The following is a 25,818-nucleotide window of genomic DNA, read 5'->3' on the forward strand; positions in this document are numbered from 1 at the left end:
CCTTTATTCCGTACAAGTCAAAATTGCACACAACGGTTGGGTATAAACTTAGTAAGGGTTTTGAATGCTATTAATTTAGGTTTGTAAACTACTTAGGCAAACACAAAACTATGTTTAGTTATCGCCTTTAGCCCTTATTAAGTTTATACCGTGTTGTGGTTAGTTTTAATTCACCTTGGTCATAATAACATCAGTTGGCACGCTAAATTCTGTGGGGTCTCCTTGTATTCTAATACCTCTAAGTCGCTCTACCTTCCATTCAGCGGTTATAGGACAACCTAAACAGCCTGATTGAATTGTTAAACTTGCATTACCCGACATTCGTTCTCTTTCTGCGGCTCCATTTTGGCAATTGATAGAATTATCATCTAATAAGGCTCCCATTATAATTCCATCTTTAGAACCACCAAAGATAACGTGACGGTAATTTGTATTTGAATTTGGGATAATGTAATTAGAAGCACAAATTATAGTCTCAACACCATTGTTAGTTTGAATAAACCAATAATCACCTTTTAAATCATTCCCATCTTCCCAAATGGTAACTCTAAAGATATCATTACCATTTTGATGTTCCCAAGTTCCTACAAAAGGTGCATTATTCGGGTCTTGTGCATATACTTGTTGTACTTTACAAGAAAAAAATAAAGTAATTAATAATATATAAAATGTTGTTTTCATAATGTTAAATGTTTTAGTTACAAGAAGTTTCTCTATGTGGTTCGTTATTTTTTAAACTTAGTTTTGAAAAGGTGTTAAAGGTAGCATCAGTTTCAAAAAGATGCGCCCCAATATTAGCCTCGTCCATAAAATTTAAAAACTCTTTTAAATCGTTTTCATTCAAGGTGTCAATATTAGGTGCATTAGGGTCGGTTGCTTTTATTTTTGGATTAAATTTTGGGTCAAAATACTTTTTGTAAAGAGGTTCGAAAGCATCTTTGGATGCCCAATATTTTGGATGCTTAGAAGGCGGTACATCTATCATTTTCTTATATGTTAAATAAAATAAAAGGTCTAAAAACTTTAATTTCAAGTTTTTTACATATTTCTTCAAATTGAATTTTGTCAAATAAATTATGATTAGTAATAGCAATACAATCAATTTTAAGAAGATCTACATATTCCTTAAGTGATTCTATGTCAAATTCAAAATGTCTGTCGCTTACAGATTGAACGGTGTGAATATGGAAATCAATTTTTTTCAATTATATATGTTTTTTTAAATTACCGCCAACGTGTTGGTATATGGAAAGTAGCAGATTGATATGCTGCTAATTTTTAAATTATAAAAAAGATAGCAGAAAAGACTTAAACCTTTGATTTTGCTCCTAACTGCTATTTTTTATATACCGTGTTGTAGGTAGTATTTATAATTCAATAATTTCCATTTTTTTCACCTTCCAACTATCTTCTTTAAACAAATATGTTTTTACTTCTATATTCTCAATAGCATAATAAAAAATAAGTTCAGCTTTTTTAGTAAAAACTTCAATTTTTTTTATCTCAATATAATTTTTAGTTAGAATATCAGATTTTTTCTTTATTTTAATATTTAAATTCTTAACATTAATCTTTAAGCCCGCTTTAACTATATCATTCTCCACTAGAATTAAATTCTCCCTATTTTTTATTTCTAAATGAAGATAATTTTTGAAATCTGAGTATTCAATTGTTTCTGAAATTATATTGGACTTATCTGCTGAATTTATTTGCGCTTTACAAGATGTGAAACTTATAAGAATAAGAAAAACTAAAATGTTATTTTTCATAATTTTTTAATTACTAGTTAAAATTGTTTGAGCATTACTTCTCCACACAGTTTGACCATATACATCTTCTTCGAATAACTGACCTTCTTCCCCAGGATAATCTGTGCCATCAAGGTTATCACCATAATGAACATATTCATGCAAAATTGTAACTCCAACTAGAAAAGCAAAGGAATTTGCTAAAACTGAGTTTGGTGTTGAGTTTTCTAGGTCATTAACTAAATCAATATCTATATAAAGAGTATCTGGATTAGATGAACTTTGAAATAAACCATAAGTATCAGAGTTACAAGTAGTACAAAAACTATCAAGCTGAACAATTTCAACTATTGGACCTTCTCCCCATTCTAAGTGTTGTTCTATCTGCGCTGTTGTTAAATCAGTATAAGCCTTAATCGCGTTTACAATTGTACTATTATCTTTAATGGTTGGCAACTGATTTTTTAAATACTCTGTTAATTTAGGATAATCTTCTTTGTACTGAGTAGATAAAGCAGGTGGATATTTAACCATAGGATAACAGGTTACTTCATTAGTAGTGCCACAACCACGCGGATTGCTATTGCCATTACTTCCACCGCCACCACCAGAACCTCCGCTGGAACCACTTCCTGTAGTCGGAATGATATAGTTATTAATAAAAATAACCTGTACAGAATTGTGATTATGACCTTGTGGTGGTGCTACAACTACCACTTCGTCTAATTGCCCATCTCCAGGAAGATTATCAGTATTCCAACAGTCGATATCACTAAAATCTTGTAAAAGAATAAACATAAAAAAACCCGCTTGCTGTACCAATGGACTTGGAATATAACGCTTTGTCGGTATACCTGTTTCAACTTTATAGGCGTCAATAAAATTTCCATCGAGGTCGTTGTAATATACTATTCCATTTTTTATAACACCATCTTCATAAGTACTATTTGCGTAATAGGTTTCCAAAACAGAAACCATTATACCATTAACCTCTATAAATATTGCTTTGGTAGAATAGTTTCCTTCTCTATTTATATCTGTCTCTACTTCGGTCATTAATGCGTCGGTGTTTTCTAATTCGTTTTGTGTTACAGTTTCCCATTGTGGTGTAACTAAGAACTCTTGCTCATTAGTTCTATTCTAAAAACCAGATTGTGTTTTTGTATTATTGAAATTTAAAAAGATTTGCTTGGCTTTATCTACCGAAACAGTCTTAAGACTTAATTTTTCTAGAGATACTGGTGAAATCTCATCATCTTCTTTTTGACAGTTGATTAGAATTAAAGAAGCTACTATAAGTAGTGATATAATTTTTAAAATGCTTTTAATTTTTTGTTCATGATTTCCATTGTTTAAATTTAGTAATTATTTTTCAAAGTGGTAGCGATATTGCCTACGGTTTTGTGTATGGTTAGTTGCGTGTTTAAGCAACTAATTTAGTAAACAAAAACGAACGCGAGAAAATTCCGAAGGAATTTTCCAAATAAGCACTTGCCAAAGCAATTAATTATACACGGTGTTGTAAAACGTTTTTTATTCAATTCAATTTTCCAATATTATAGTTTCATCGTACGTTTTCATATTCAAAAGTCCTATTGTTCCACAATTCGGTTGAGTATATTTAGTTGTTCTTGGAATTCCAAATTTATCTTTCTCCCAACTCGTGTTGAATTTAAATTTCAAAGTGTCTAATTTCACATCGATGATTTTTGATTGGTGATTTACGATTTCCCATTCGTAATTTTCATTTTTCCAACAAATTCCGATTTCGTCTCCAATAAGAGGAATTCCGCTTTTGTCAATTTTTATATATTCCGTTTTTGGAACTGAATTGTGTTCTCCATTTATAAAATATCTCATTTTTCCTTGCGTAATGATAGTCACACATTGTTTTTTGTCAGCAGAGTAAATTTTAAAATTCGTTCTATTTGTATGGTCTCCAAATGCAATGAGAAAAACAGTTATTCCAACTACGAACATAACTACTGCTACTAAAATTATTTTCAATATAAATTTCAAATTTGAGGTTTTTCGTAAATGTTTTACAACGTGTTATATCAACTCAATTCCATTTCACATCCCTTTATGCGTTACGGATAAGATATGGTTTAACACGCTATTATAAGTTTATAAAGTTACAACATCCTTTCGATTTTTATATACGTAACTTTACGTAGTGTTTTGATAGTTAGTGATTTGTAACCAGGTTCGTATTTATTAGAATCACGTCATAAGTTTAAAAGGGAGTGTTGCAGCGTTTTTATACCTTTAAACGTTTCAAGATGTCCTTAAAGCGCGTTACATCATTTAAACTTCTGTTAAATAAAAAAATAAGTTGTTCAATTTTTGTAACTTCGCAACTCATATGAAAGAAGTCTCTCATAAAATAATGTCTTTAGTGATGGCGTTTGTAGTTTTATTTTCTACACTATCGTTCACAATCAATATGCATTATTGTGGAGACACTTTAGTAGAATCAGCTGTCTTTACCAAAGCCAAAGGCTGTGGTATGGAAATGGCAAAGCCTTCAACGGAAGGTTGTACAATTACCAAAAAGGATTGTTGTAAAAACGAACAATCCGTAGTTGATGGTCAAGATGAACTCCAATTGGCATTCGATAAAATTTCTATAGAACAGCAGGTTTTTATAGCATCATTTGTGTATACGTATATCAATCTTTTCGAAAGTTTAGATGACAATACATCGTCTTATGAAGACTATAAACCGCCACTCGTCCGCAAGCAACTCTTCAAGCTCGACGAGACGTATTTAATTTGATTTTAAAACAATAGACTGTATTATCCGGTGATGTAATTCATTAGGATGATTTTCTGTATGCGGTGTTTTCCTAATACCTATATCTAATTGTTTAAATATCAAACGTCATGCTAAATAAGAGCATCAAATTCTTAATAGAGAATAAACTCGTACCCGTTTTATTGCTCGTCCTTTTTGTAGGATGGGGAACCGTAAATGCACCTTTTGATTGGGATACTGGCTTTTTGCCAAGTGATTCTGTCGCTGTAGATGCTATTCCAGATATTGGCGAAAATCAACAAATCGTTTTCACCAAATGGGATGGTCGTTCCCCACAAGATATAGAAGACCAAATTACCTATCCATTAACCACGTCTTTACTCGGTATTCCTGGCGTAAAAACCATTCGTAGTTCGTCTATGTTTGGCTTTTCAAGCATCTATATCATTTTTGAAGAAGATATTGAATTCTATTGGTCGCGTAGCCGAATTTTAGAAAAACTGAATTCATTACCAAGTGGCTTATTACCGCAAGATGTTAATCCTGCTTTAGGACCAGACGCCACAGGTTTAGGACAAATATATTGGTACACCCTTGAAGGACGCGATGAAAACGGAAACGTTACTGGTGGTTGGGATTTGCACGAACTGCGAAGCATTCAAGATTACTACGTAAAATATGCGTTATCGTCTGCAAGTGGTGTTTCTGAAGTCGCTTCTATTGGTGGTTATGTGCAGGAATATCAAATTGATGTGAATCCGGAATTGATGCGTCAATACAACATCGGTTTAAGCCAAGTTGTAAAAGCGGTCAAAGAAAGTAATCAAGATATAGGAGCACAGACTTTAGAGATTAATCAGGCGGAATATTTAGTTCGTGGATTGGGTTATGTAAAGTCGGTAGACGATATTGAAAACGCTGTTGTGACTTCCGAAGATTACACCTCTATTAAAATTAAAGATATAGCAAACGTTTCATTAGGTCCTGCAGCACGACGTGGTATTCTAGACAAAGAAGGAGCTGAAGTTGTTGGTGGAGTTGTCGTAGCACGTTATGGGGCGAATCCGATGGAAGTGATTACCAATGTTAAAGAAAAATAGCAGAACTTAAAGGAGGTTTGCCAAGCAAAGTTTTGGCAGACGGCCGTACCTCTCAATTAACAGTCGTGCCTTTTTACGATCGTACCGAGCTTATTGTAGAAACATTAGACACCTTAAATGAAGCTTTAACCCTCGAAATATTAATTACAATTTTAGTCATCATTGTGATGGTCTTTAATCTGCGTGCTTCCATTTTAATTTCCGGATTATTACCTGTGGCTGTTTTAATGGTTTTTGTGGCCATGAAATTATTTGATGTGGATGCCAATATCGTGGCACTTTCTGGTATTGCGATTGCCATAGGAACGATGGTAGATGTCGGAGTGATTCTGGCTGAGAATATGATTCGGCACCTCGATGATAAAAAATTGCGACTGCGAGATGATGGTTCAGAATACACCATAAACGAAGTTGTTTACAACGCCACTTCAGAAGTTTCTGGTGCCATTTTAACAGCCGTATTAACCACAATTATCAGTTTTGTGCCTGTCTTTACTATGATCGGTGCCGAAGGAAAATTGTTTAGACCTTTAGCCTTTACTAAAACAATGGCGTTAACGGCTTCCTTAGTGATTGCCTTATTTTTAATTCCACCTTTCGCAGCCTATTTATTTAGAAAAACGACGCTTAAAACATCATTTAGACATATCTTAAATGGTGTCTTAATTGTGGCTGGACTTGCTATCGTCATAAGCGGTTATTGGTTAGGCATTGTTCTGATGGCGTTTGGAGTCACAGGATTACTAACGCTATTAGGAAAATTAGATACGAAAAAAGGGAATCTCATTAACATCATCATGTCTTCAGCAGCTATTGTATTTCTTCTTGCCGACTATTGGAGGCCTTTAGGTTTTGATCGTAGCATCCTTATCAACTTGGTTTTCGTGGCCATTATCTGCTTCGGAATATTAGGAATATTCTCTGTGTTAAGACGTTTTTATGGTCAAATTTTAGCATGGGCTTTAGCGAATAAATTGTTGTTTTTATTAATTCCGACACTCGTATTGGTTTCTGGAGTGTGGATTATGAATAACACTGGAAAAGAATTTATGCCATCCTTAAACGAAGGTTCTTTTCTGCTGATGCCAACTTCATTACCACATTCTGGCGTGGAAGAAAACAAGCGTGTGCTACAGCAATTAGATATGGCTGTAGCGACGATTCCAGAGATTGAAACCGTTGTCGGAAAAGCTGGTAGAACAGAATCTGCTTTAGATCCGGCACCTTTATCCATGTACGAAAATATGATTCAGTATAAATCTGAATACATGCGAAATGCAGAAGGGAAACGACAACGTTATAAAGTTAATGACGATGGGTTGTTTGAATTGAAAGATGGACGACTGTTTTATAATAAAAATTTAGCTGTCAGTTCGAGCGCAGTCGAGAACAAAGCGGAAAACATTTCAACGGCACTTAGTGTGGCAAGCAATCATCTCATAGAAGATGCTGATGGTGAATACTATCGTAACTGGCGACCAGAAATTAACAGTCCAGATGATATTTGGAATGAAATCGTAAAAGTCACCAAATTACCAGGAGTGACGTCGGCGCCAAAATTACAACCTATTGAAACCCGATTGGTAATGCTACAAACAGGAATGCGTGCCCCAATGGGAATTAAAGTGAAGGGGCAAGATTTAAAACAAATTGAAGCGTTCGGATTGCAATTAGAAACACTTTTAAAGCAAGCTGAGGGTGTTAAAGTTGAAGCCGTTTTTGCTGACAGAATTGTAGGGAAACCGTATTTACTCATCGATATTGATAGAGAAAAAATAGCGCGTTATGGAATTTCTATTGAAGATGTTCAAAGTGTGTTAAAAGTTGCTATTGGCGGCATGGCATTAACGCAAACGGTAGAAGGGAGAGAGCGTTACGGAGTTCGTGTGCGTTATCCAAGAGAGTTGCGTGGCAATCCAGAAGATATAAAAGATATTTACATTCCCGTTGAGAAAGGTAGCCCTGTACCCTTAAGTGAATTGGCGACGATTCGTTATGAGCAAGGTCCGCAAGTGATAAAAAGTGAAGATACCTTTTTAGTCGGTTATGTTCTGTTCGATAAAATAGACGGATTTGCAGAAGTTGATGTTGTAGAAAATGCACAAGCCTTGTTTCAAGAGAACATAGATTCTGGTGAATTAATAGTTCCAAAAGGGATCAGTTATAAATTCACAGGTACCTATGAGAACCAATTACGCGCAGAAAAAACATTGGCTGTTGTGGTGCCATTGGCATTAGCCATTATTTTTATAATTCTCTATTTTCAGTTTAAATCGATAAGCACATCGTTAATGGTGTTTACAGGAATCACGGTGGCTTTCGCAGGTGGTTTTATTATGATTTGGTTGTATGGACAAGATTGGTTTTTCAATTTTAGTCTCTTTGGTGAGAATATGCGAGATCTTTTCAACATGAAAACCATCAACTTAAGTGTGGCAGTTTGGGTTGGATTTATAGCACTATTTGGAATTGCTACGGATGATGGTGTGGTGATGGCAACTTACTTAACTCAAACCTTTGATCGTGAAAAACCTTCTGATAAAATGAGCATTAGAGCTTCCGCTTTACAAGCTGCTGAAAAACGAATTCGTCCATGTTTAATGACCACCGTGACTACCATTTTGGCTTTGCTTCCGGTATTAACGTCCACAGGAAAAGGGAGTGATATTATGATTCCGATGGCCATCCCAATTTTTGGAGGTATGGTGATTGATATTACATCTTACTTTATTGTGCCTGTTTTATATAGTTGGAGAGAAGAGTTTCGATTAAAAAGATTAGAGAAAAAAGAGAATAGAATATAGACTTTAAAAGAAACACTAATGAGAAACTACAATTATCATATCATACTCAGAACAGTTTTTGTTCTTGGCTCTTTACTCTTTGCTCTTCCAGCTCAAAGTCAAGAACTAGAAACCTATATAAACGAGGCTTTAGAAAACAATCCTGAAATTCAAAAATTCGAGGTGCAGTATAGCATTGCTTCAGAGAAAGTGAATGAAGTTAATACGCTTCCAAATACTGATTTTAGCGCAGGCTATTTTGTAAGTGAGCCAGAAACACGCACAGGTGCACAACGTTTTAAAATTTCAGCAAAACAAATGCTGCCTTGGTTTGGTACGATTACGTCTCGCGAAAATTATGTAAGTGCATTAGCAGATGCTAAATATGAAGACATCGTAATCGCTAAACGAAAATTAATGACGTCAGTGTCACAATCGTATTATAATTTGTATGAAAATAGCGCAAAGCAAAAGGTGTTAGAGGAAAATATAAAACTGCTTGAAACATACGAAACACTAGCTTTAACTTCCGTTGAAGTTGGTAAAGCATCAGCCGTAGATGTATTACGATTGCAAATGCGACAGAATGAAATGGAACAATTATTAGCGGTTTTACGTCAACAATTCTACGCAGATCAGACTACTTTTAATAAGCTCTTAAACCGTGATAAATCAATTGAAATTAAAGTAAGCGATTCATTACTCATGCCTTCCGAAGATATCGAAGTTATTACTGAAGATTTAGCATTACATCCAGAATTACTAAAATATGATAAGTTATATGAGTCAGTGGCACAATCTGAATTATTAAATCAGAAAGAAAGCAGTCCAATGATTGGTTTTGGGTTAGATTATATCGCTATTACAGAAATGCCAAATATGGATTTTAGTGATAACGGAAAGGATATCGTAATGCCAATGGTTTCTTTATCTATTCCAATATTTAATAAAAAATATAAATCGCAGACCAAGCAAAACCAATTGCAACAACAAGAAATTGAGTTTCAAAAATTAGAACGTTATAATATTTTAGAAACGCTTTTAGATAAAGCTATAAACGATAGAATTTCATCTAGAATCTCTTATGATACTCAAACTAAAAATTTAAAGCAAGCAAAGGACGCGGAATCAATTTTAGTAAAAAGTTATGAAACAGGAACTATTGATTTTAATGATGTATTAGATATTCAGGAATTACAGTTGAAGTTTCAAATGAATCAAATAGAGTCGATTAAAAACTATTATGTACAGTCGACCATTATTAATTATTTAAGCAACTAAAACATGGAAAAATTAAAATATATAATACTACTACTACTGTTAATTACCACGCAATTTTCATTCGCACAATCCAAAGAAGGAAACAGTGACAATCTACCTGTAAAAGAATATACACTAACCATAGATAAAAAAACGGTTAACAAAGCGGGTAAAGATGTGATGGGAATGACTGTTAATGGTACCATTCCTGGTCCGGTTTTAGAATTCACAGAAGGAGAATATGCGGTAATTTATGTTAAAAATAATATGGATGTTGAAACGTCTATTCATTGGCATGGACTGCTACTGCCTAATTTTTATGATGGAGTTCCTTATTTAACCACACCACCTATTGCACCTGGAACAACTTTTAAGTATGAGTTTCCTTTAAAACAGTCCGGAACCTATTGGTATCACTCGCACACGATGTTACAAGAACAAAGTGGTGTTTATGGGTCTTTTGTAATTAAGCCTAAAGAGCAAACATTGGAGTATGATAAGGAAATGGTATTACTATTATCGGATTGGACGAATGAAAAACCGATGAATGTTTTAAAAAATTTAAAGCGAGGTAATGAATGGTATAGTATGAAAAAAGGAACTGCTACACCTTTAAATCAAGTGATAGCCAAAGGTGCACTTGGAGCGCAGTTAGATTTTTGGAGACAACGAATGGAAGGAGCTGACATTGCAGATGTATATTATCCTGCATTTTTGATTAATGGGGAAGAACGAATAGAATATCTAGAGTTTAAACCTGGAGAAAAAGTTAGGTTACGAATTATCGATGGTGCTGCATCCTCTTCATTTTGGATGACTTTTGGCGGCGAAATGCCAACTTTAGTGTCTGCAGATGGACTCGATGTTGTTCCTGTTAAAAAGAACAAAACCTTTATTGGTGTTGCTGAAACTTACGATTTTATAGTAACAATTCCAGATAATGGGAAATTAGAATTTAAAATTACGGCTCAAGATGGCTCAGGTACAGCATCTGCGTTTTTTGGTAATGGCGACATACTGCCTGCTATGGAAGTTCCTAGACCAGATAAAATTGCTATGATGCAACAAATGGCGAAGATGGATATGAAAATGGGAGCTCACGCTTTAAAGTTTCAACCTAATAAAGATGAGCGCCACGAAATAAAGGAGGAGTACGGTATGCAAATGGATCATTCAAAAATGAACCATGCTGAAATGAACATGGATAAGTATAAAGATTCAATGACGCCTAAAAAGATGGATCATTCAAAAATGGATCATAGTAAAATGACTATGGATGAACCTCAAAAAGAAGTTATGGATAGTAATATGCAGCATTCTAAAATGGATATGGAGGATAAGGATATGAAAATGGACGCGATGCAAAGTATGGACATGTTTTCGGAGTATAATTATGATTACTTAAAATCACCAGATAAAACAACGTACAAAAAAGACGTTCCAGTTAAAGAAATTCTATTAAATCTTACAGGTAATATGAACCGCTACATTTGGAGTATGAACGGTGTGCCCTTAAGTGAAGCAGATAATATTAAAATAAAAGGTGGTGAAGTAACACGGATGACTTTTAATAACCTTACAATGATGCATCATCCTATGCATCTTCATGGTCATTTCTTTAGAGTTATCAATAAAAATGGCGAATACTCACCATTAAAGCACACGGTAAACGTTCCACCAATGCAAGAAATTACTATTGAGTTTTATGGAGATGAGTATGGAGATTGGTTCTTTCATTGTCACATATTATACCATATGATGAGCGGTATGGCAAGAATTGTCAGTTATGATACACCTCGTGATGAGCGTATGGAGCCATATCCAGTTTCAAACCTAATTCATGAAGCAGACCAGTTTTACTCATGGTCAATGTTAGACGCTGCTTCGCATATGACAGAGTTTAGTTTTGTGGCATCAAACCTACGTAACCAATTCAATGTTTCGGCAGAATATGGTTGGAATCAAAACCTTGAAGCCGAAGTAACTTACGAGCGTTACTTGCACGATTATTTAAGAGTGTTTGTTGGTGTTAACATTGAAAATAAAATGGAAGATTCAATTGACGATATTGAAACTACAGCTATTGCAGGAATCCGTTTTTTAACACCTTATTTATTTAACCTCGATGTCCGTATGGATAGTAAATTAAGACCACAAATAAGCTTAAGCAGAGAAATAATGATTTTTCCAAGAACTGCCATTTTTGGAAACTACGAATATCAAGCTGATTTTGGTTGGGTAAACGATCTGCCTTCAGGAGATAACTTTAACAATGAAGTGACTTGGAGTGTTGGAATAGAATATTTTTTATCAAAAAACTTTTCACTTATGGGAAGTCATGATAACCGTTTTGGAACTGGAGGAGGCTTATCAGTTCGATTTTAATCACATATTAATAAACACATAAAAAACAATGAAAAATTTAAAAGTAACAACAGCAATTTTAGTAATAGCTTTTATAGGCTTTACTGCAATGTCTTGCAAAGACGGTAAAAAAGAAGTATCAAATGATGAGATGCACTCTGAAATGAACCATGATAACAGTGATGGACATCACGATGGAGAAGAAAATGAAATGGCTATGAGCGACGATCAAAATGGAAGCTCTGAGAATATATTAAAAGATTATTTTAATCTGAAGGACGCGTTGGTAGCAGATGATGAGTCTAAAGGAAAAGAATTAGGTGCAATCTTAGTAGAAAGTTTGGATAATCTAGATGTTTCAAAATATACGGATGATCAAAAATCAGAGCTAAATGACATTATTGTAGATGCAACGGAACATGCAGAACATATTTCAGAGAGTCCAATGGAGCACCAACGTGAACATTTTAAAATTTTGAGTAAAGATGTCACGGATATGGTTGCAATTACAGGAACAGAAAACACATTATATGAGCAGTTTTGCCCAATGTATGATAAAGGAAGTGCTTGGTTGAGTATGAGTAAAGATGTTAAGAATCCTTATTATGGGAGTAAAATGTTGACTTGCGGAAAAGTGCAAAAAGAGATTAACTAAATGAGAATTGTTAAAATCATAGCATTAGTATTATTGGTAGCGTTTGTAGGCATACAGTTTGTGCCTACAGAGCGCAATCAAAATGAAAGTGTTCCTGCTACTGATTTTATGCTAGTTAATGATATTCCTAAAAACATTGAAAATAAGCTCAAAACATCATGTTATGATTGTCATAGTAACAATACCCAATATCCTTGGTATAACAAAATACAACCTGCAGCTTGGTTTTTAGAAGATCATATAACAGAAGGGAAATCTGAATTAAATTTTAGTGAATGGGATTTATTATCAAACCGCAGAAAAGCAAGTAAACTTCGGTCAATTATAAAGCAAATTGAAAGTGGAGAGATGCCTTTAGACTCTTATACATTGATTCATAAAGATGCTGAATTTTCAGAAGAAGATAAAATAACAATCATTCAATGGATGACACAATTAAAGACTAATCTTTAAAAATGAAAGAAATAATCTACATAAAAAACATGGTTTGTAACCGTTGTATCGCTTCGGTTTTAGCAATTTTTAATTCTGAAAACTATGATGTAGAATCTGTAGAGTTAGGTAAAGTTGTCGTCGTAAAAGGTGTAAATAGTAATGCTGAAAATTTAAAGAGAACACTTTTAAGTACCGGTTTTGAAATTATAGAAAATGAAACAGATACTTTGATTGAACATATAAAAGTGAAGCTTATTCATAAAATTCAATTAGGCGAGACAGAGGATTTATTTAAAATTTTAGCTGAAGAATTTGGAAAAACTGAAACCGCTTTAAGTAAGTTATTTAGTAAACATGAAGGGCTTACACTAGAGAAATATACTATCAATTTAAAAATTGAAAAAGTAAAAGAATTAATACAACTCGGACAATTAAATTTTTCTGAAATAGCCTATACCTTAAACTATAAAACAAGTAGCCATTTGGCAAGGCAGTTTAAAGCGATTACGGGAATGTCGATGTCTGACTATAAAAGCTTGCAAGATTGGGACAGAAAACCATTTGACCAAATTGTATAAATAAGAATCAGAATTAGAAAAACGTATGCTTTAAAACGGTAATACATTTGTTATTAAATTATAAAGAACAAATAAAATGAAACACACATACCACATACACGGAATGACTTGCAACGGTTGTCGCAGTCATGTTGAAGACGTACTTTCAAAAATTGAAGGTGTTTCGCAAGCCTCAGTTAATTTAGAAACCGCAGAAGCTACTATTGAAATGGAATCCCATATTCCTATAGAAAAGTTTCAAGACGCATTAAAAAACGATGGTGGACGCTATAGTATTCATAAACTAGGTGAACATCATGATATGAAGGATGAGATTCCCACTTCCGTAGGAAAGGGAATGAAACATACCTATCACATACACGGAATGACTTGCAACGGTTGTCGCAGTCATGTTGAAGACATACTTTCAAAAGTTGAAGGTGTTTCCCAGGCAACCGTCAATTTAGAAACCGCAGAAGCGACTATTGAAATGGAATCCCATATTCCTATAGAAAAGTTTCAAGACGCTTTAAAAAAGGATGGTGGACGTTATAGTATTCATAAACTCGGTGAGCATCATCATGTGAAGGATGAGATTACTACTTCCGCGGGAATTAAGAAAGGAAAAGGTACAGGAACCTTTTATTGTCCGATGCACTGTGAAGGCGATAAAACCTATGATAAAGCAGGAGATTGTCCAGTTTGTGGTATGGATTTGGTGGAAGAACAGAACCTGTCCACCTACACTTCAGAGCAATGGACTTGCCCTATGCATCCAGAAGTCGTAAAAGATGAGTCTGGTCCGTGTCCTATATGCGGTATGGATTTAGTCCCTATGCAACCCGATATCTCTTCAGAAGAGAAAACCTATAAAAAGCTCGTGAAAAAGTTTTGGATTGCCGTGATATTCACACTGCCAATATTTTTAATAGCCATGAGTGAAATGATTCCGAACAATCCATTATACGATGTTTTAGAACAAAAAAACTGGAATTGGATTCAATTTGGACTATCCATTCCTGTCGTATTTTATGCAACGTGGATGTTCTTTGAACGTGCTTACAATAGTATAAAAACATGGAATCTCAATATGTTTACGCTTATTGGAATTGGAGCAGGAGTGGCTTGGTTATTTTCTGTATTTGGAATGTTTGTTCCCGACTTTTTTCCAAGTCAATTTAAAACTGAATCTGGTGCTGTTCATGTGTATTTTGAAGCCGCAGCTGTAATTCTTACATTGGTATTACTCGGACAACTTTTAGAAGCGCGAGCACATAGTAAAACCAATTCCGCAGTAAAAGAGCTCTTAAAATTAGCGCCAAACAAAGCTATAAAAATTGTAGATGAAGAAGAGATTGAAGTCAGTATTGATAAGATTGAACTCAACGATATTTTAAAAGTAAAACCAGGTGAGAAAATACCAGTTGATGGCTCAATAACCGAAGGAGATACAAGTATTGATGAATCTATGATTACAGGAGAACCTATTCCTGTTAACAAATCGGAAGGCGATAAAGTGAGTAGTGGCACCATCAATGGTAATCAATCGTTTTTAATGAAAGCAGAGAAAGTGGGTAGTGATACTTTATTGTCTCAAATTATTCATATGGTGAATGATGCTAGTCGAAGTCGTGCACCAATTCAGAATTTAGCCGATAAAGTTTCAGGATACTTTGTGCCTGTCGTTGTTATTGTCTCATTAATAACCTTTGCTGTTTGGGCCATTTGGGGACCAGAACCAGCGTATGTTTATGCATTAGTCAATGCGATAGCTGTTTTAATTATTGCTTGTCCTTGTGCACTTGGATTGGCGACACCAATGTCAGTAATGGTTGGTGTGGGTAAAGGAGCTCAGAATGGAGTTTTGATTAAAAACGCTGAAGCCCTTGAGAAATTAGATAAGGTAGATACGCTTATTATTGACAAAACAGGAACCATAACTGAAGGGAAACCTACGGTAGAAACTGTTGGGGCTTTTAATGATGATTTTAGTAATAATGAGATTCTACAATATATTGTGTCGCTTAACTCTCATAGTGAACATCCTTTAGCAGAAGCAACTGTTAAATATGGTAAAGCGCAAAAAACAGAAGTTTTAAAATCGGATGGATTTAGTGCCGTTACAGGTAAAGGCGTTGAAGGCAACGTAAATGGTAAAAACGTAGCCTTAGGAAATCCTGAAATGATGGCACATGCGAATGCAGAAATTTCATCCCAAATGGAGGAAGAAGCTAAAACCTACCAAAAACAAGGTAAAACGGTATCTTATTTATCAATAGACAATTCTGTTGTTGGTTACGTTGTTATTGGAGATAAAATCAAAAAGACAAGTGCAAAAGCGATTAAAGCACTTCAAGATAAAGGGATTGCTGTTGTGATGCTTACAGGTGACAATTATGATACGGCACAAGCGGTGGCTTCAGAATTGAATCTAGCCGATTTTAAGGCGAGTATGTTACCTGAAGATAAAATGAAAGAAGTAGAGCAACTACAAAAACAAGGTAAGGTCGTTGCCATGGCAGGTGATGGTATTAACGATGCGCCAGCTTTAGCAAAAAGTGATGTAGGGATTGCCATGGGTACAGGAACAGATGTTGCCATTGAGAGTGCAATGATCACTTTAGTAAAAGGGGATTTACATGGTATTGTAAAAGCCAAAAATTTAAGTCATGCTGTGATGAAAAATATTAAGCAAAACCTATTTTTTGCGCTTATTTATAATACTGTAGGTATTCCGATAGCGGCAGGTGTTTTGTTTCCGTTTTTCGGAATTTTATTGTCGCCGATGATTGCCGCTTTAGCCATGAGTTTTAGTTCGGTTTCTGTTATTACGAACGCCTTACGCTTACGAAGAATTAAAATTTAATTATAAAATTATGGAACATTCAAATCAACATTCAAACAAAGGAAATTACAATACCTTTTTTTTAATGTTAGGGCTATCATTTGTCGCTATGTACGTTACAATGTACTTAAACACTTATGCCATAGATCACGTGTATTTTAGTATGACACGTTTTTATATGGTCTGCTTAGGTATTTCAGCAATGGCAGTGATAATGCTTTTATTTATGCTAAAAATGTATAAAAATAAAAAGAAGAACACAGCAATACTCGTTGGAAGCTTAGTGCTTTTTATTAGCGCGTTAAGTTTGGTAAGAGCACAGGCACCAATTGTTGGAGATGTACTTTGGTTAAAAGGAATGATACCACATCATTCTATAGCCATATTAACAAGTGAACGTGCAAATATTCAAGACCCAGAAGTAAAACAACTTGCGGAAGATATTATTAAAGCACAACGTAAAGAAATAGAAGATATGAAAGCCATGATAAAACGATTAGAAAATGAAAAATAATAAGATAATTATATACGTAGGTATTCTTGCTGTAGGTGTTTTATTAGGATGGTTATTATTTGGAGGTAATACAACTAAAGAACCGGTTCATAATCACAATGCTGTAGCAGAAACCAATCAAATGTGGACCTGTTCCATGCATCCTCAAATTATGCAGCCCGAAGCTGGTGATTGTCCTATTTGTGGCATGGATTTAATTCCTGCGGAAAGTAGTGCTGTTGGTTTAATGGCAGATCAATTTAAGTTGTCAGAAAACGCTCTGGCCTTAGCAAATATCCAAACGTTTACGGTTAGTAATGGTAATTTAGATAGAGATGCAGGTTTTGTTTTATCTGGAAAAATTACCGAGAATGAAAATGAAACAGCAACCATGCCGGCTCATTTTAATGGTAGAGTAGAGAAGTTGTATGTCAATTCATTAGGAGAAAAGGTCAATAAAGGACAAGCTATTGCTAAGATATATTCACCAGAACTTATAGCAGCACAACAAGAATTAATTGTAGCCTATAAATTAAAAGCGTCGCAACCGCAGCTTTATAATGCAGTGAGAAATAAGTTTAAGAATTGGATGATTCATGGAAACCAGCTAGATGAGGTTGAGCAAACTGGGCAGGTAAAAACAAGTTTTACAATCTACTCGCATGTTTCTGGTGTGGTTACAGAAATTTCGATAAATGAAGGGTCTCATATTATGGATGGGAAACCCATTTTTAAAGTGTCGAACTTAAATACCGTTTGGGCAAATTTTGATGTGTATGAAAATCAAATTGGTCAATTTAAAACAGGTCAAGAGGTCATGGTTTCTACGAAAGCTTATCCAGATAAAGCATTTAATGGGAAAGTCGATTTTATAGATCCTATTTTAGATACTAACACACGAACTGTAAAATTAAGAGTCGTGCTCAATAATTCAGATGATGTATTAAAACCGGGAATGTTTGTTGAAGGTAAAGTTAAAAGCAATAGTTCTATCAATAAAGAAACTGTATTAGTAATACCAGCCCCTGCTGTTTTATGGACAGGAAAACGCTCAGTTGTGTATATAAAAGCAGACCCGAATGAACCAGTTTTTGAAATGCGACAAATAACTCTAGGCAATTCTATTGGAGATAATTATGAAGTTTTAGAAGGTTTAAATGATGGAGACGAGATTGTTACAAACGGTACGTTTACTATTGATGCAGCAGCACAATTGCAAGGCAAAAAATCGATGATGAATAAAACAGGAGGTAAAACGACTACGGGTCACGAGGGGCATCTTGGCATGGAAGCTACTGCTTCTGTAAATGAAGACAAACCTTTTAATATCAATGAAAGACTATCAGTGGCGAAAGATTTTCAAAAGCAATTAAAAGTAGTTTTTGATGGTTATATAAAATTGAAAGATGCTTTGGTGAAAGATGATCTAAAGAATGTGGTAGCAGCGTCAAAACAAATATTGGATGATTTATCTAAAGTAGATATGGCATTATTAACAGATAACGAGACGCATAAGCATTGGATGGCCATTGAAAAAAAGATAAAAACTGATGCGACTTCACTATCAACGAGCTCTAAAATAGAAGAGCAACGTCGCTATTTTAAAAGTCTTTCTGCACACTTAGCAAATGCCATTGAAGTATTTGGAATCAATGAAAAAGTGTATCATCAATTTTGCCCAATGGGAGATAATAACAACGGAGCGTATTGGTTGAGTAGAGAAGAAAACGTCATCAATCCCTATTTTGGAGGAGCTATGCTGACTTGCGGAGAAGTGAAACAAATAATAGATTAAACAGAAATCAATTAATAACAATTAAATTTTTAAAAATGAAGAAAACAATTTTAAGTGTCGCTGTAATTTTTGCTTTAGGTTTCACAAGCTGTAAAAACGAAACCAAACAAGACACAGAAACTTCAACGACAGAAGTATCTAACGATATGGCTATGGCAGATATTTCTTTTGGTGTAAGAGGTAACTGTGGCATGTGTAAGTCTACCATTGAAAAAGCTGCTAATGGAGTAGAAGGTGTTTCAAATGCTATTTGGGATGTAGATAAAAAGAAAATGGAGGTGTCTTTTGATGACACAAAAACGGATGCTATGGCAATTCATAACGCCATTGCAGCTTCGGGTTATGATACGGAAAAAGTGGCTGGTGATTTAGAAGCGTATGAGGGTTTACCTGGTTGTTGTAAATACGATCATGATATGGGAATGAATCAGTCTGTTGATTAAACAGCTTAAATAAAACGCTAGAATCATTAATACGAGATTCTAAAGATTGAAGCCCTTTTTAGGGCTTTTTGTATGTTCTCAAATAATAGGATTATAGTTGTTGTAGTATAATTTATATTCTATTTGCTGAGGTCAGCTGCATTAGTGAAATTATAAATGTTATTATGTTGAACACAACTCTATTCATTTATATAAAATAAAAACCGATTAAAACAGTTAACACAGTAGATTAGTAATGATTTTTTGCGATTATTCTTAAAATTTAAAAACCAAGATTGAAAAATTCGGATTTTTAGTCATGTTGGCGTATATTTCGCAATTTAAATTTAGTATCAAGACGTTGAATTTTTTTATTAGTGATTTTTATCAGGTTTTAATGAAAGGTTTAGTGAATTATTTTCTTCGGAAATTTAACTGATATAAACAACCCAATTTTTCAAAATTAGTAGTAAATGGATTTTACAAACCCTCTAGTTTACGGTGTTCCGTGCTTTTTAGGTCTTATTGCTTTAGAGCTTACGTATAGCAAGGTTTTAGATAATAAGGAACTTTACAAATGGAAAGATTTAATATCTAGTGTTTCACTTGGTGTTGGGTCAGCTGTAGTTGCTGCGTTGATAAAAACGGTTTCTATAGTCGTGATTTTTAAATTTGCCTATGATATTTTTAATCCTTTAGTTGATGGTGTTCGTACGAATATTATGGGGTATGAATCATTCGGTTATGTTTGGTATATTTGGGTGATTTGCATGCTTTTAGACGATTTTACATATTATTGGTTTCACCGTCAAAATCATATGGTTCGGTTTTTCTGGGCAGCACATATTGTGCACCATTCTTCAGATAATTTTAATTTAGGAACTGCAGTTAGAAACGGTTGGTTTACTATTTTTTATAAACCATTTTTCTATGTTTGGATTGTAATGATAGGTTTTCCACCAGAAATGCTTGTGGTTTGTTTAGGTATTGAGGCCTTATGGCAATTTCAGTTGCATACACAGTATGTTAAGAAAATGGGTTTTATTGAGAAATTCGTTAATACTCATACAATGCACCAAGTACATCATGCTAGAAATATCGAATATATGGACAAAAACCACGGTGGTTTTCTAAATGTTTTTGATAGAATTTTTGGAACTTGGAAAGAATTAGACGAAACTATTGAGATTGAATATGGAGTGTCTACTCCGCCAAATTCCTATAACTTATACGTTATTCTTACTCACGAATACAAGAACATTTGGGAGGATATGAAAAAATCTAAAAATTGGTATCACAAGTTGATGTATATATTTGGACCTCCAGGTTGGAGTCATGATGGAAGTACATTAACGATTAAACAAATGAGGAAAGAGATGGCCAAAGGAAATAGTGTTGAGAAATAATAGTCTGTATACGTGAATTTCTGACTGCTTAACACTTTACAGATTACTTGATAATAAGAGTGTGCCAACAATCCAAAGCGTTATAGATAAAATACCCCCAATGATTAAGAAGTGCTTAAACTTATAAGCACCAGTACCATAAATCAACGTATTCGTTTGGTAACCAACAGGTGTAAAAAAGCTAAAATTAGAGCCAAACATTACAGCCAGTAAAAATGGTTTGATATCTAGGTTTAGACCACTTGCAACGGCGATAGCAATAGGTGCCATAATAATTGCAGTAGCGTTATTAGATATGACGCCTGACAAAATTATAGTGATTCCAAATAGTAATCCTAAAACAATGGTTGGATCTTGGTTACTCATTATATTCAGTAAATGATTTGATAACCAAATATCTGCGCCACTATTAGTCATGGCAACTCCTAATGGAATCATACCGGCAAGTAAAAATATGATTTGCCAATTCACTTTTTGATACACACTTTCTAGCTGAATAATATTGGTAAGTAGCATAGCTGAAACGCCAACAAGCGATGCTGTTAATATGGTAATTACACTAGTTGCAGCTAGCGAAATTACACCTAGCAGAATCAACAGAGCTAACATTCTTTTCGATTTTGAGACGTTAGGCTTAAACTCATGCTCGTTTAAAATGGCAATATTTTCAATGTTATATAGGTCCGAAATCTTGTGCTCTTGCATTTCTAGTAATACACGGTCGCCTGGTTTTAGGTTAATATCATCTATATTTTTACGTAATAATCGCTCTTGCGTGTTTCTTAGGTTTCTTCGTTTTTTAATAGCTATAGGGAAAGCACCTTCAAAAGACATACGACGCAAACTTTTTAGTGTCTTTCCTATAAGATTGGATCCAGGTAATATAAGCGTTTCAATGTAGGTTAAGTCTTTATCACCATCAATTTTACCTATGTTTTCAAGTTGTTGTTTTTGTCGTTCCTCATTCAACACAAAGCCATTTTCCTTCATAAAGGATTGAAAATTATCTAAATTACTCATCAGTACTAAATTATCTTTTGCCATGAGCTTTATGTACTTTCCGGGATCATTAATAACTTGATTGTCTCTAATTAATTTGAGCAACTTAGAATCCTCTTGATTTAAAAATTCAATTTCACCAAACCTTTTACCAATCAAGGGTGAGTCTTCAGTAACTTTAACGGTAAAAACATAAGATTCAATTTGATAATCACTAGATAGGTTTCTATTTTTATTCTTAGGTAAAAATCGTGATGCAAAAGTCATTATAACTAAACCAATTACGAAAAAAATGAGACCATACCAAGTGAATTCAAAAAAACTAAAAGCCTCAACACCTTGTTTTTTCGCAATAGCATTTACAATTAAGTTGGTAGAGGTTCCCATTAAAGTGCAACTACCACCAAGTATGCCCGCAAATGAAATGGGCATTAATAAGCGTGAAGATGAAAACCCATATTTTTCTGATAATCTGGTTATGATTTTTATAAATATAATAACGACTGCAGTAGTGCTAATAAAGGCAGAGATACTAGCAGATATGATCATAAAAGCAGGCGTTAATAAAATAAGAGGTAATATTTTTAGCTTTTTAATACCGTCTGAAAGTAACTGAATCACTCCATTTTCTTCGAGCCCAACGGCTAAGATCATTAATGCTAAAACGGTTATAGTTGCCGGATTGGCAAAGCCACTAATCGCTTCCTCAGGAGTCGTTAGTTGTAATAAAACCAATGCTACTATAATAAAAAATGAAATTTTATCTACAGGAAATAGCTCTGTGATAAAAAGTATAATGCTTACACCAATGATGATAAAGACTAAAATTATTGAGAGCTCCATAGATTTTTTAGATAAAATCTAAATTTAATTACAGAAAAAATAGAAGAGGTGCTCATTTAGAATTTTGATTGCTTTGATTACAATCTAAAAAAATGTGACCTTTCTTTTTCGTTCTAGATTAGTGTAAACTGTATATGAGTTAATTAAGTTGATTAGAATTAATCATCTTTGTTTTTTCTAAATTTAATACGATCTGAAATATTTTAACTTCCTATGATTAAATTGATACACAACCTTAAAGTGCTTAAAACAGCAATCTTCATTATTTTAGTGGCTTTTTTGACAACGACAGTACATTCGCAAGCCTATACGAAGGAAAGTCTTCAAGACTCTATTGCTAAGCAACCTTATTTCTCCATACACAAAGACAATTTTTTAGTTACAGGTGTCCCTACAAATAAGGCAATTAATAGTGCGACAGCTAATGCGAAATATCAAATAAGTTTTAAACAAATTCTAACGCGAAGTAAGTTACCATTAGACACGTATTTGTATTTAACCTACACTCAAAAATCATTTTGGAATATATATGAAGATTCTTTTCCGTTTAAGGATGTAAATTTTAATCCTTCTATTGCTTTGGGTAAGTTTTTTTATGACAAAGAGGATCGTTTAAAAGGAGTAGGGACGTTGTCTTTTGAACATGAGTCCAATGGAAGGGATAGTATTGCGTCTCGTAGTTGGAACCGTATAAATGTAGAATACACAGCGGGTATTTTTAAAAATACAGTAGCTAGTTTTAAAGCATGGTTACCATTTTCATATAAAGAAGGTAATCCTGATATTTTAGAATATGTTGGATTAGGACAAATTAACGTGTCTCATACATATCAACCCGATAAGTTAATCTTTGATTTAAGGTTACGTAAAGGTTTAAATTTTGAAGGCAAAGGATCTGTTAGAGCACGAGTTTATTATAATCCATTTGGTAATAATATCTCTAATCAATACTTAATGTTAGAATGGTATGTCGGACAAGCTGAAGGTTTGCTCAATTATCAGCAATCCCAAAGTATGATTAGATTAGGTTATGTTATTAGGACTAATGAATTTAGGTGGTTTAACGGTAGTAAAAAGTAAATAAAAAGCTAGTTAATTTCCTTTAACGCGTTTCCATAAATCTAACATGAGTTGTTTACCGTCTCGTTGTGTTTTTACTTGTTCAATAAAACTCACGTTTCCCAAGTCATCTTCATCTATTAAATATTTAAACACAAAATTTTGAGACTGAGGCTCCATGCTTAATAGCCCAAAACGAAGATCGTTAAAGTATAATTTGTCATCTATTTTATTTATAGTATACCAACCTTCAGAAATAGAAATCATACGTTTAACTTTTTCATTTTGGATTAAGTTACCCAATAATTCATGATTCTTAGGGTAGGTTTCAAACGTAATATCTTTGGTGTCAAAAAAGGAATAGGTACCTAATAAATAGGCTTTTTTAGTTTCTACATTCGCATTCCATAATATGGTGTTAAGTGGAGATGGTCGCGTGTCTATTTGCTTGTAGTCAATATTTTGCATTAGTAATTCGTCTTCAAATTGCGTTAATGCAACGTCTTTTAATATGAACGTTAAGGCTAAATATGCGGTGCTTATCGTAAGGCCGATACCATTATACAAACGTCGTTTTTTTGAAGTACGTTTTTGAAACATTGCCAAAATCACAAACACTAAAAAGGGCAATGTATATAGTGGGTCAATTACAAAAATGGTTTTAAACGCCAATCTTAAATCCAAAGGCCAAAAGAGTTGTGTTCCCCAAGTTGTATGTGCATCTAAAATAGGATGTGTAATTAAAGCCCAGAAAAACAGCCAAGACCAACCTTTAAAATCTTTGTAGCTTTCATAGCGTGAGACGAGCCAACCGAAAAGAGGGGCAAAGAGCAATGAGAATATAATAGAGTGGGTAAAGCCACGATGAATGGCCAATGCAGATACGGTGTCCGTAAAATACGAAGCAAAAATATCTAAATCAGGAATTGTACCAGCAATAGCTCCGTATAAAATGGCTTTATTACCAACCTTTCTACCTAAGACAACTTCGCCTACGGCAGCTCCTAAAACGATTTGTGTGAGTGAATCCATAATAGCTTCAAAGATAATTTTTCGAAAGATAATAAGATTAAAACGAATTAATACGTAAACGAGAATTTGGTATTCGTTGTTTTAAATTTATAGAAGAAGGAAGTTATTGTTTTGATTGTGTATTGAAAAAAGATGAGATTTTTATGAGCTAATTGATTCTTAGTCACTCAGCTTAAATTTTCGCTTTTCATAGGATATGTATTGTGGTGTTAAACTTTTTTTGAACTTTCACCGTCTATGTGTGACTTGTGTTTAAGTTTTTGATTTTTAGTTGTTTGACTTCAGTTTGATTTATTTGTTTTAAATTTGGAAGAATTTCAGAAAGAGAGTAACGGTTTCTATTTTGATGAGGTATAATCACTCGCAATAGTTTTGAAACTAGTGGTGATCTTTCTAATAAATCACAAATATTAATAACAAGAAGTACTAATATATAAGCACTAATTATTGTAAATAACGTATGAGGGATTTTTTTAAAAAGTATGAGGTTTGGATATTCTTAATTCTTTGTCCTGTGGTAAACGTGCCTTTTGTTCAGGCAAGAATCGAAGGCCTTATTTCAGAATCCATATACAATACAGGTCGCTTTTGCATTCTATTATTTATTTTAATTTGTTTATTGCTCTACACTAGAGGAATTAAAGGTGTATTTAATTTGTTTAAGCCTATGCTAACTTGGAAGGTTCACCCTAAGTGGTATCTTTTAAGTTTCGTTTTTCCATCCACAATAGCTATTATTACATTGGTATTAAAAAGTCTCTATTATGATGTTGAGGTTGATGCGTTCATTAGTATTAAAACCACAACTGTTAGAGCTTATCTCGCTTTTTTTGTTTGGGCTTTTCTGGGTGAGGTTGTATGGGTTAGCTATTGTATACGTGAATTATCAAAAACTGTAAAACCATTCTATGCAGGTCAAATAGTTGCTGTTTTTTGGACCCTATGGTTTATTCCTGTAATTCTTTTGGGTGAAGGAATATTACCTGAAATCCCGATAGTATCGGCATTTATTTTTATGTTCGGTATCGCGGGTATGTGTGCATTTATTTATACCCATACTAAAAGTGGTATTTGTGTACTTCTCTTACAGTCTATGGTGAATTTGACTTTGGTATCATTCCCAATTGCTCCAACAAATGGAGGTGCACCTACATATACGACCTTTGGTATTATTTATTTTTTAACAATGTTAGCCTTATGGGGAGGTGATTATCTTCTGAAAAATAATAAAAAGAAGAAGCTTCTATTAAAGCGCCCATAAATA

At 34.0% G+C, this 25,818-nt stretch carries 22 protein-coding genes; 15 read left to right on the top strand and 7 right to left on the bottom strand.

What is annotated here, in order from left to right; genetic code table 11:
- Positions 1 to 165 precede the first annotated feature (165 nt).
- From ADIWIN_RS04205 to ADIWIN_RS04230, 5 genes are all read right to left on the bottom strand, one after another.
- Entirely contained in the window at positions 166 to 681 is a 516-nt protein-coding gene (locus ADIWIN_RS04205; protein WP_020896554.1) for a DUF6705 family protein, read from the bottom strand.
- A 13-nt stretch (positions 682 to 694) separates the two neighbouring features.
- Positions 695 to 985 carry a hypothetical protein gene (locus tag ADIWIN_RS04210; RefSeq protein ID WP_020896555.1) on the bottom strand — a complete coding sequence of 97 codons (291 nt, stop codon included), beginning with the start codon at positions 983 to 985 and terminating at the stop codon, positions 695 to 697.
- Positions 986 to 1,367: 382 nt separating this feature from the next.
- Positions 1,368 to 1,769, bottom strand: a complete 402-nt coding sequence (locus ADIWIN_RS04220; protein ID WP_040756532.1) for a hypothetical protein — start codon at positions 1,767 to 1,769, stop codon at positions 1,368 to 1,370.
- Between the two features lie 6 nt (positions 1,770 to 1,775).
- Positions 1,776 to 2,804: a hypothetical protein gene (locus tag ADIWIN_RS04225; RefSeq protein ID WP_040756533.1), complete on the bottom strand. Its 1,029-nt coding sequence runs from the start codon at positions 2,802 to 2,804 to the stop codon at positions 1,776 to 1,778.
- Positions 2,805 to 3,290: 486 nt separating this feature from the next.
- Positions 3,291 to 3,767, bottom strand: coding sequence for a hypothetical protein (locus tag ADIWIN_RS04230; RefSeq protein WP_152487213.1), 477 nt, complete (start codon positions 3,765 to 3,767; stop codon positions 3,291 to 3,293).
- A 346-nt stretch (positions 3,768 to 4,113) separates the two neighbouring features.
- Between ADIWIN_RS04230 and ADIWIN_RS04235 the strand changes: the two genes are divergently transcribed.
- The 13 genes from ADIWIN_RS04235 to ADIWIN_RS04290 all read left to right on the top strand — a co-directional run bounded on the left by ADIWIN_RS04235 (position 4,114) and on the right by ADIWIN_RS04290 (position 20,621).
- Positions 4,114 to 4,527 carry an HYC_CC_PP family protein gene (locus ADIWIN_RS04235; RefSeq protein WP_040756534.1) on the top strand — a complete coding sequence of 138 codons (414 nt, stop codon included), beginning with the start codon at positions 4,114 to 4,116 and terminating at the stop codon, positions 4,525 to 4,527.
- 107 nt (positions 4,528 to 4,634) lie between these two features.
- Complete coding sequence (locus tag ADIWIN_RS22315; protein ID WP_020896561.1) at positions 4,635 to 5,606, top strand: efflux RND transporter permease subunit; 972 nt, start codon at positions 4,635 to 4,637, stop codon at positions 5,604 to 5,606.
- Between the two features lie 65 nt (positions 5,607 to 5,671).
- Entirely contained in the window at positions 5,672 to 8,410 is a 2,739-nt protein-coding gene (locus ADIWIN_RS04240; protein ID WP_020896562.1) for an efflux RND transporter permease subunit, read from the top strand.
- 18 nt (positions 8,411 to 8,428) lie between these two features.
- Positions 8,429 to 9,670, top strand: coding sequence for a TolC family protein (locus ADIWIN_RS04245; RefSeq protein ID WP_020896563.1), 1,242 nt, complete (start codon positions 8,429 to 8,431; stop codon positions 9,668 to 9,670).
- A 3-nt stretch (positions 9,671 to 9,673) separates the two neighbouring features.
- Positions 9,674 to 12,034 (top strand): multicopper oxidase domain-containing protein, encoded by a 2,361-nt coding sequence (locus ADIWIN_RS04250; protein WP_020896564.1) that lies wholly within the window; start codon positions 9,674 to 9,676, stop codon positions 12,032 to 12,034.
- Positions 12,035 to 12,062: 28 nt separating this feature from the next.
- The gene (locus ADIWIN_RS04255; protein WP_020896565.1) at positions 12,063 to 12,668 is read left to right on the top strand and encodes a DUF3347 domain-containing protein; all 606 of its coding nucleotides are present in this window, start codon (positions 12,063 to 12,065) and stop codon (positions 12,666 to 12,668) included.
- Entirely contained in the window at positions 12,669 to 13,121 is a 453-nt protein-coding gene (locus ADIWIN_RS04260) for a heme-binding domain-containing protein (RefSeq protein ID WP_020896566.1), read from the top strand.
- Between the two features lie 2 nt (positions 13,122 to 13,123).
- On the top strand, positions 13,124 to 13,681 hold the full coding sequence (locus ADIWIN_RS04265; RefSeq protein WP_040756536.1) for a helix-turn-helix domain-containing protein: 558 nt from the start codon (positions 13,124 to 13,126) through the stop codon (positions 13,679 to 13,681).
- A gap of 76 nt (positions 13,682 to 13,757) precedes the next feature.
- Positions 13,758 to 16,526 (top strand): heavy metal translocating P-type ATPase, encoded by a 2,769-nt coding sequence (locus ADIWIN_RS04270; protein WP_040756537.1) that lies wholly within the window; start codon positions 13,758 to 13,760, stop codon positions 16,524 to 16,526.
- Positions 16,527 to 16,536: 10 nt separating this feature from the next.
- Entirely contained in the window at positions 16,537 to 17,019 is a 483-nt protein-coding gene (locus ADIWIN_RS04275) for a DUF305 domain-containing protein (protein ID WP_040756538.1), read from the top strand.
- Positions 17,009 to 18,793 (top strand): efflux RND transporter periplasmic adaptor subunit, encoded by a 1,785-nt coding sequence (locus tag ADIWIN_RS04280; RefSeq protein WP_020896570.1) that lies wholly within the window; start codon positions 17,009 to 17,011, stop codon positions 18,791 to 18,793. The genes ADIWIN_RS04275 and ADIWIN_RS04280 overlap by 11 nt, the downstream gene beginning before the upstream one ends.
- A gap of 35 nt (positions 18,794 to 18,828) precedes the next feature.
- Positions 18,829 to 19,236: a heavy-metal-associated domain-containing protein gene (locus tag ADIWIN_RS04285; protein ID WP_020896571.1), complete on the top strand. Its 408-nt coding sequence runs from the start codon at positions 18,829 to 18,831 to the stop codon at positions 19,234 to 19,236.
- Positions 19,237 to 19,688: 452 nt separating this feature from the next.
- A complete protein-coding gene (locus ADIWIN_RS04290; RefSeq protein WP_020896572.1) occupies positions 19,689 to 20,621 on the top strand; it encodes a sterol desaturase family protein in 933 nt (310 codons plus the stop codon).
- A 36-nt stretch (positions 20,622 to 20,657) separates the two neighbouring features.
- Here the strand turns inward: ADIWIN_RS04290 and ADIWIN_RS04295 are convergent, their stop codons facing one another.
- Complete coding sequence (locus ADIWIN_RS04295; protein ID WP_020896573.1) at positions 20,658 to 22,463, bottom strand: SLC13 family permease; 1,806 nt, start codon at positions 22,461 to 22,463, stop codon at positions 20,658 to 20,660.
- Positions 22,464 to 22,733: 270 nt separating this feature from the next.
- Here ADIWIN_RS04295 and ADIWIN_RS04300 point away from each other — a divergent pair, with 270 nt between their 5' ends.
- Positions 22,734 to 23,543 (top strand): phospholipase A, encoded by an 810-nt coding sequence (locus tag ADIWIN_RS04300; RefSeq protein ID WP_316929627.1) that lies wholly within the window; start codon positions 22,734 to 22,736, stop codon positions 23,541 to 23,543.
- A 12-nt stretch (positions 23,544 to 23,555) separates the two neighbouring features.
- Here the strand turns inward: ADIWIN_RS04300 and ADIWIN_RS04305 are convergent, their stop codons facing one another.
- Positions 23,556 to 24,554: a metal-dependent hydrolase gene (locus ADIWIN_RS04305; protein ID WP_020896575.1), complete on the bottom strand. Its 999-nt coding sequence runs from the start codon at positions 24,552 to 24,554 to the stop codon at positions 23,556 to 23,558.
- 460 nt (positions 24,555 to 25,014) lie between these two features.
- Between ADIWIN_RS04305 and ADIWIN_RS04310 the strand changes: the two genes are divergently transcribed.
- The gene (locus tag ADIWIN_RS04310) at positions 25,015 to 25,815 is read left to right on the top strand and encodes a hypothetical protein (protein WP_020896576.1); all 801 of its coding nucleotides are present in this window, start codon (positions 25,015 to 25,017) and stop codon (positions 25,813 to 25,815) included.
- The last annotated feature ends 3 nt before the right edge of the window (positions 25,816 to 25,818 follow it).

Origin of the sequence: Winogradskyella psychrotolerans RS-3 (assembly GCF_000427335.1) — a bacterium.
Taxonomy (GTDB): Bacteria; Bacteroidota; Bacteroidia; order Flavobacteriales; family Flavobacteriaceae; genus Winogradskyella; species Winogradskyella psychrotolerans.

Coding starts and splice junctions, on each gene's coding strand:
- ADIWIN_RS04210 (WP_020896555.1), bottom strand. CDS start 985: ATGATAGATGTACCGCCTTCTAAGCATCCAAAATATTGGGCATCCAAA.
- ADIWIN_RS04270 (WP_040756537.1), top strand. CDS start 13,758: ATGAAACACACATACCACATACACGGAATGACTTGCAACGGTTGTCGC.
- ADIWIN_RS04235 (WP_040756534.1), top strand. CDS start 4,114: ATGAAAGAAGTCTCTCATAAAATAATGTCTTTAGTGATGGCGTTTGTA.
- ADIWIN_RS04260 (WP_020896566.1), top strand. CDS start 12,669: ATGAGAATTGTTAAAATCATAGCATTAGTATTATTGGTAGCGTTTGTA.
- ADIWIN_RS22315 (WP_020896561.1), top strand. CDS start 4,635: ATGCTAAATAAGAGCATCAAATTCTTAATAGAGAATAAACTCGTACCC.
- ADIWIN_RS04245 (WP_020896563.1), top strand. CDS start 8,429: ATGAGAAACTACAATTATCATATCATACTCAGAACAGTTTTTGTTCTT.
- ADIWIN_RS04295 (WP_020896573.1), bottom strand. CDS start 22,463: ATGGAGCTCTCAATAATTTTAGTCTTTATCATCATTGGTGTAAGCATT.
- ADIWIN_RS04220 (WP_040756532.1), bottom strand. CDS start 1,769: ATGAAAAATAACATTTTAGTTTTTCTTATTCTTATAAGTTTCACATCT.
- ADIWIN_RS04275 (WP_040756538.1), top strand. CDS start 16,537: ATGGAACATTCAAATCAACATTCAAACAAAGGAAATTACAATACCTTT.
- ADIWIN_RS04265 (WP_040756536.1), top strand. CDS start 13,124: ATGAAAGAAATAATCTACATAAAAAACATGGTTTGTAACCGTTGTATC.
- ADIWIN_RS04205 (WP_020896554.1), bottom strand. CDS start 681: ATGAAAACAACATTTTATATATTATTAATTACTTTATTTTTTTCTTGT.
- ADIWIN_RS04255 (WP_020896565.1), top strand. CDS start 12,063: ATGAAAAATTTAAAAGTAACAACAGCAATTTTAGTAATAGCTTTTATA.
- ADIWIN_RS04285 (WP_020896571.1), top strand. CDS start 18,829: ATGAAGAAAACAATTTTAAGTGTCGCTGTAATTTTTGCTTTAGGTTTC.
- ADIWIN_RS04310 (WP_020896576.1), top strand. CDS start 25,015: ATGAGGGATTTTTTTAAAAAGTATGAGGTTTGGATATTCTTAATTCTT.
- ADIWIN_RS04290 (WP_020896572.1), top strand. CDS start 19,689: ATGGATTTTACAAACCCTCTAGTTTACGGTGTTCCGTGCTTTTTAGGT.
- ADIWIN_RS04250 (WP_020896564.1), top strand. CDS start 9,674: ATGGAAAAATTAAAATATATAATACTACTACTACTGTTAATTACCACG.
- ADIWIN_RS04305 (WP_020896575.1), bottom strand. CDS start 24,554: ATGGATTCACTCACACAAATCGTTTTAGGAGCTGCCGTAGGCGAAGTT.
- ADIWIN_RS04225 (WP_040756533.1), bottom strand. CDS start 2,804: ATGACCGAAGTAGAGACAGATATAAATAGAGAAGGAAACTATTCTACC.
- ADIWIN_RS04280 (WP_020896570.1), top strand. CDS start 17,009: ATGAAAAATAATAAGATAATTATATACGTAGGTATTCTTGCTGTAGGT.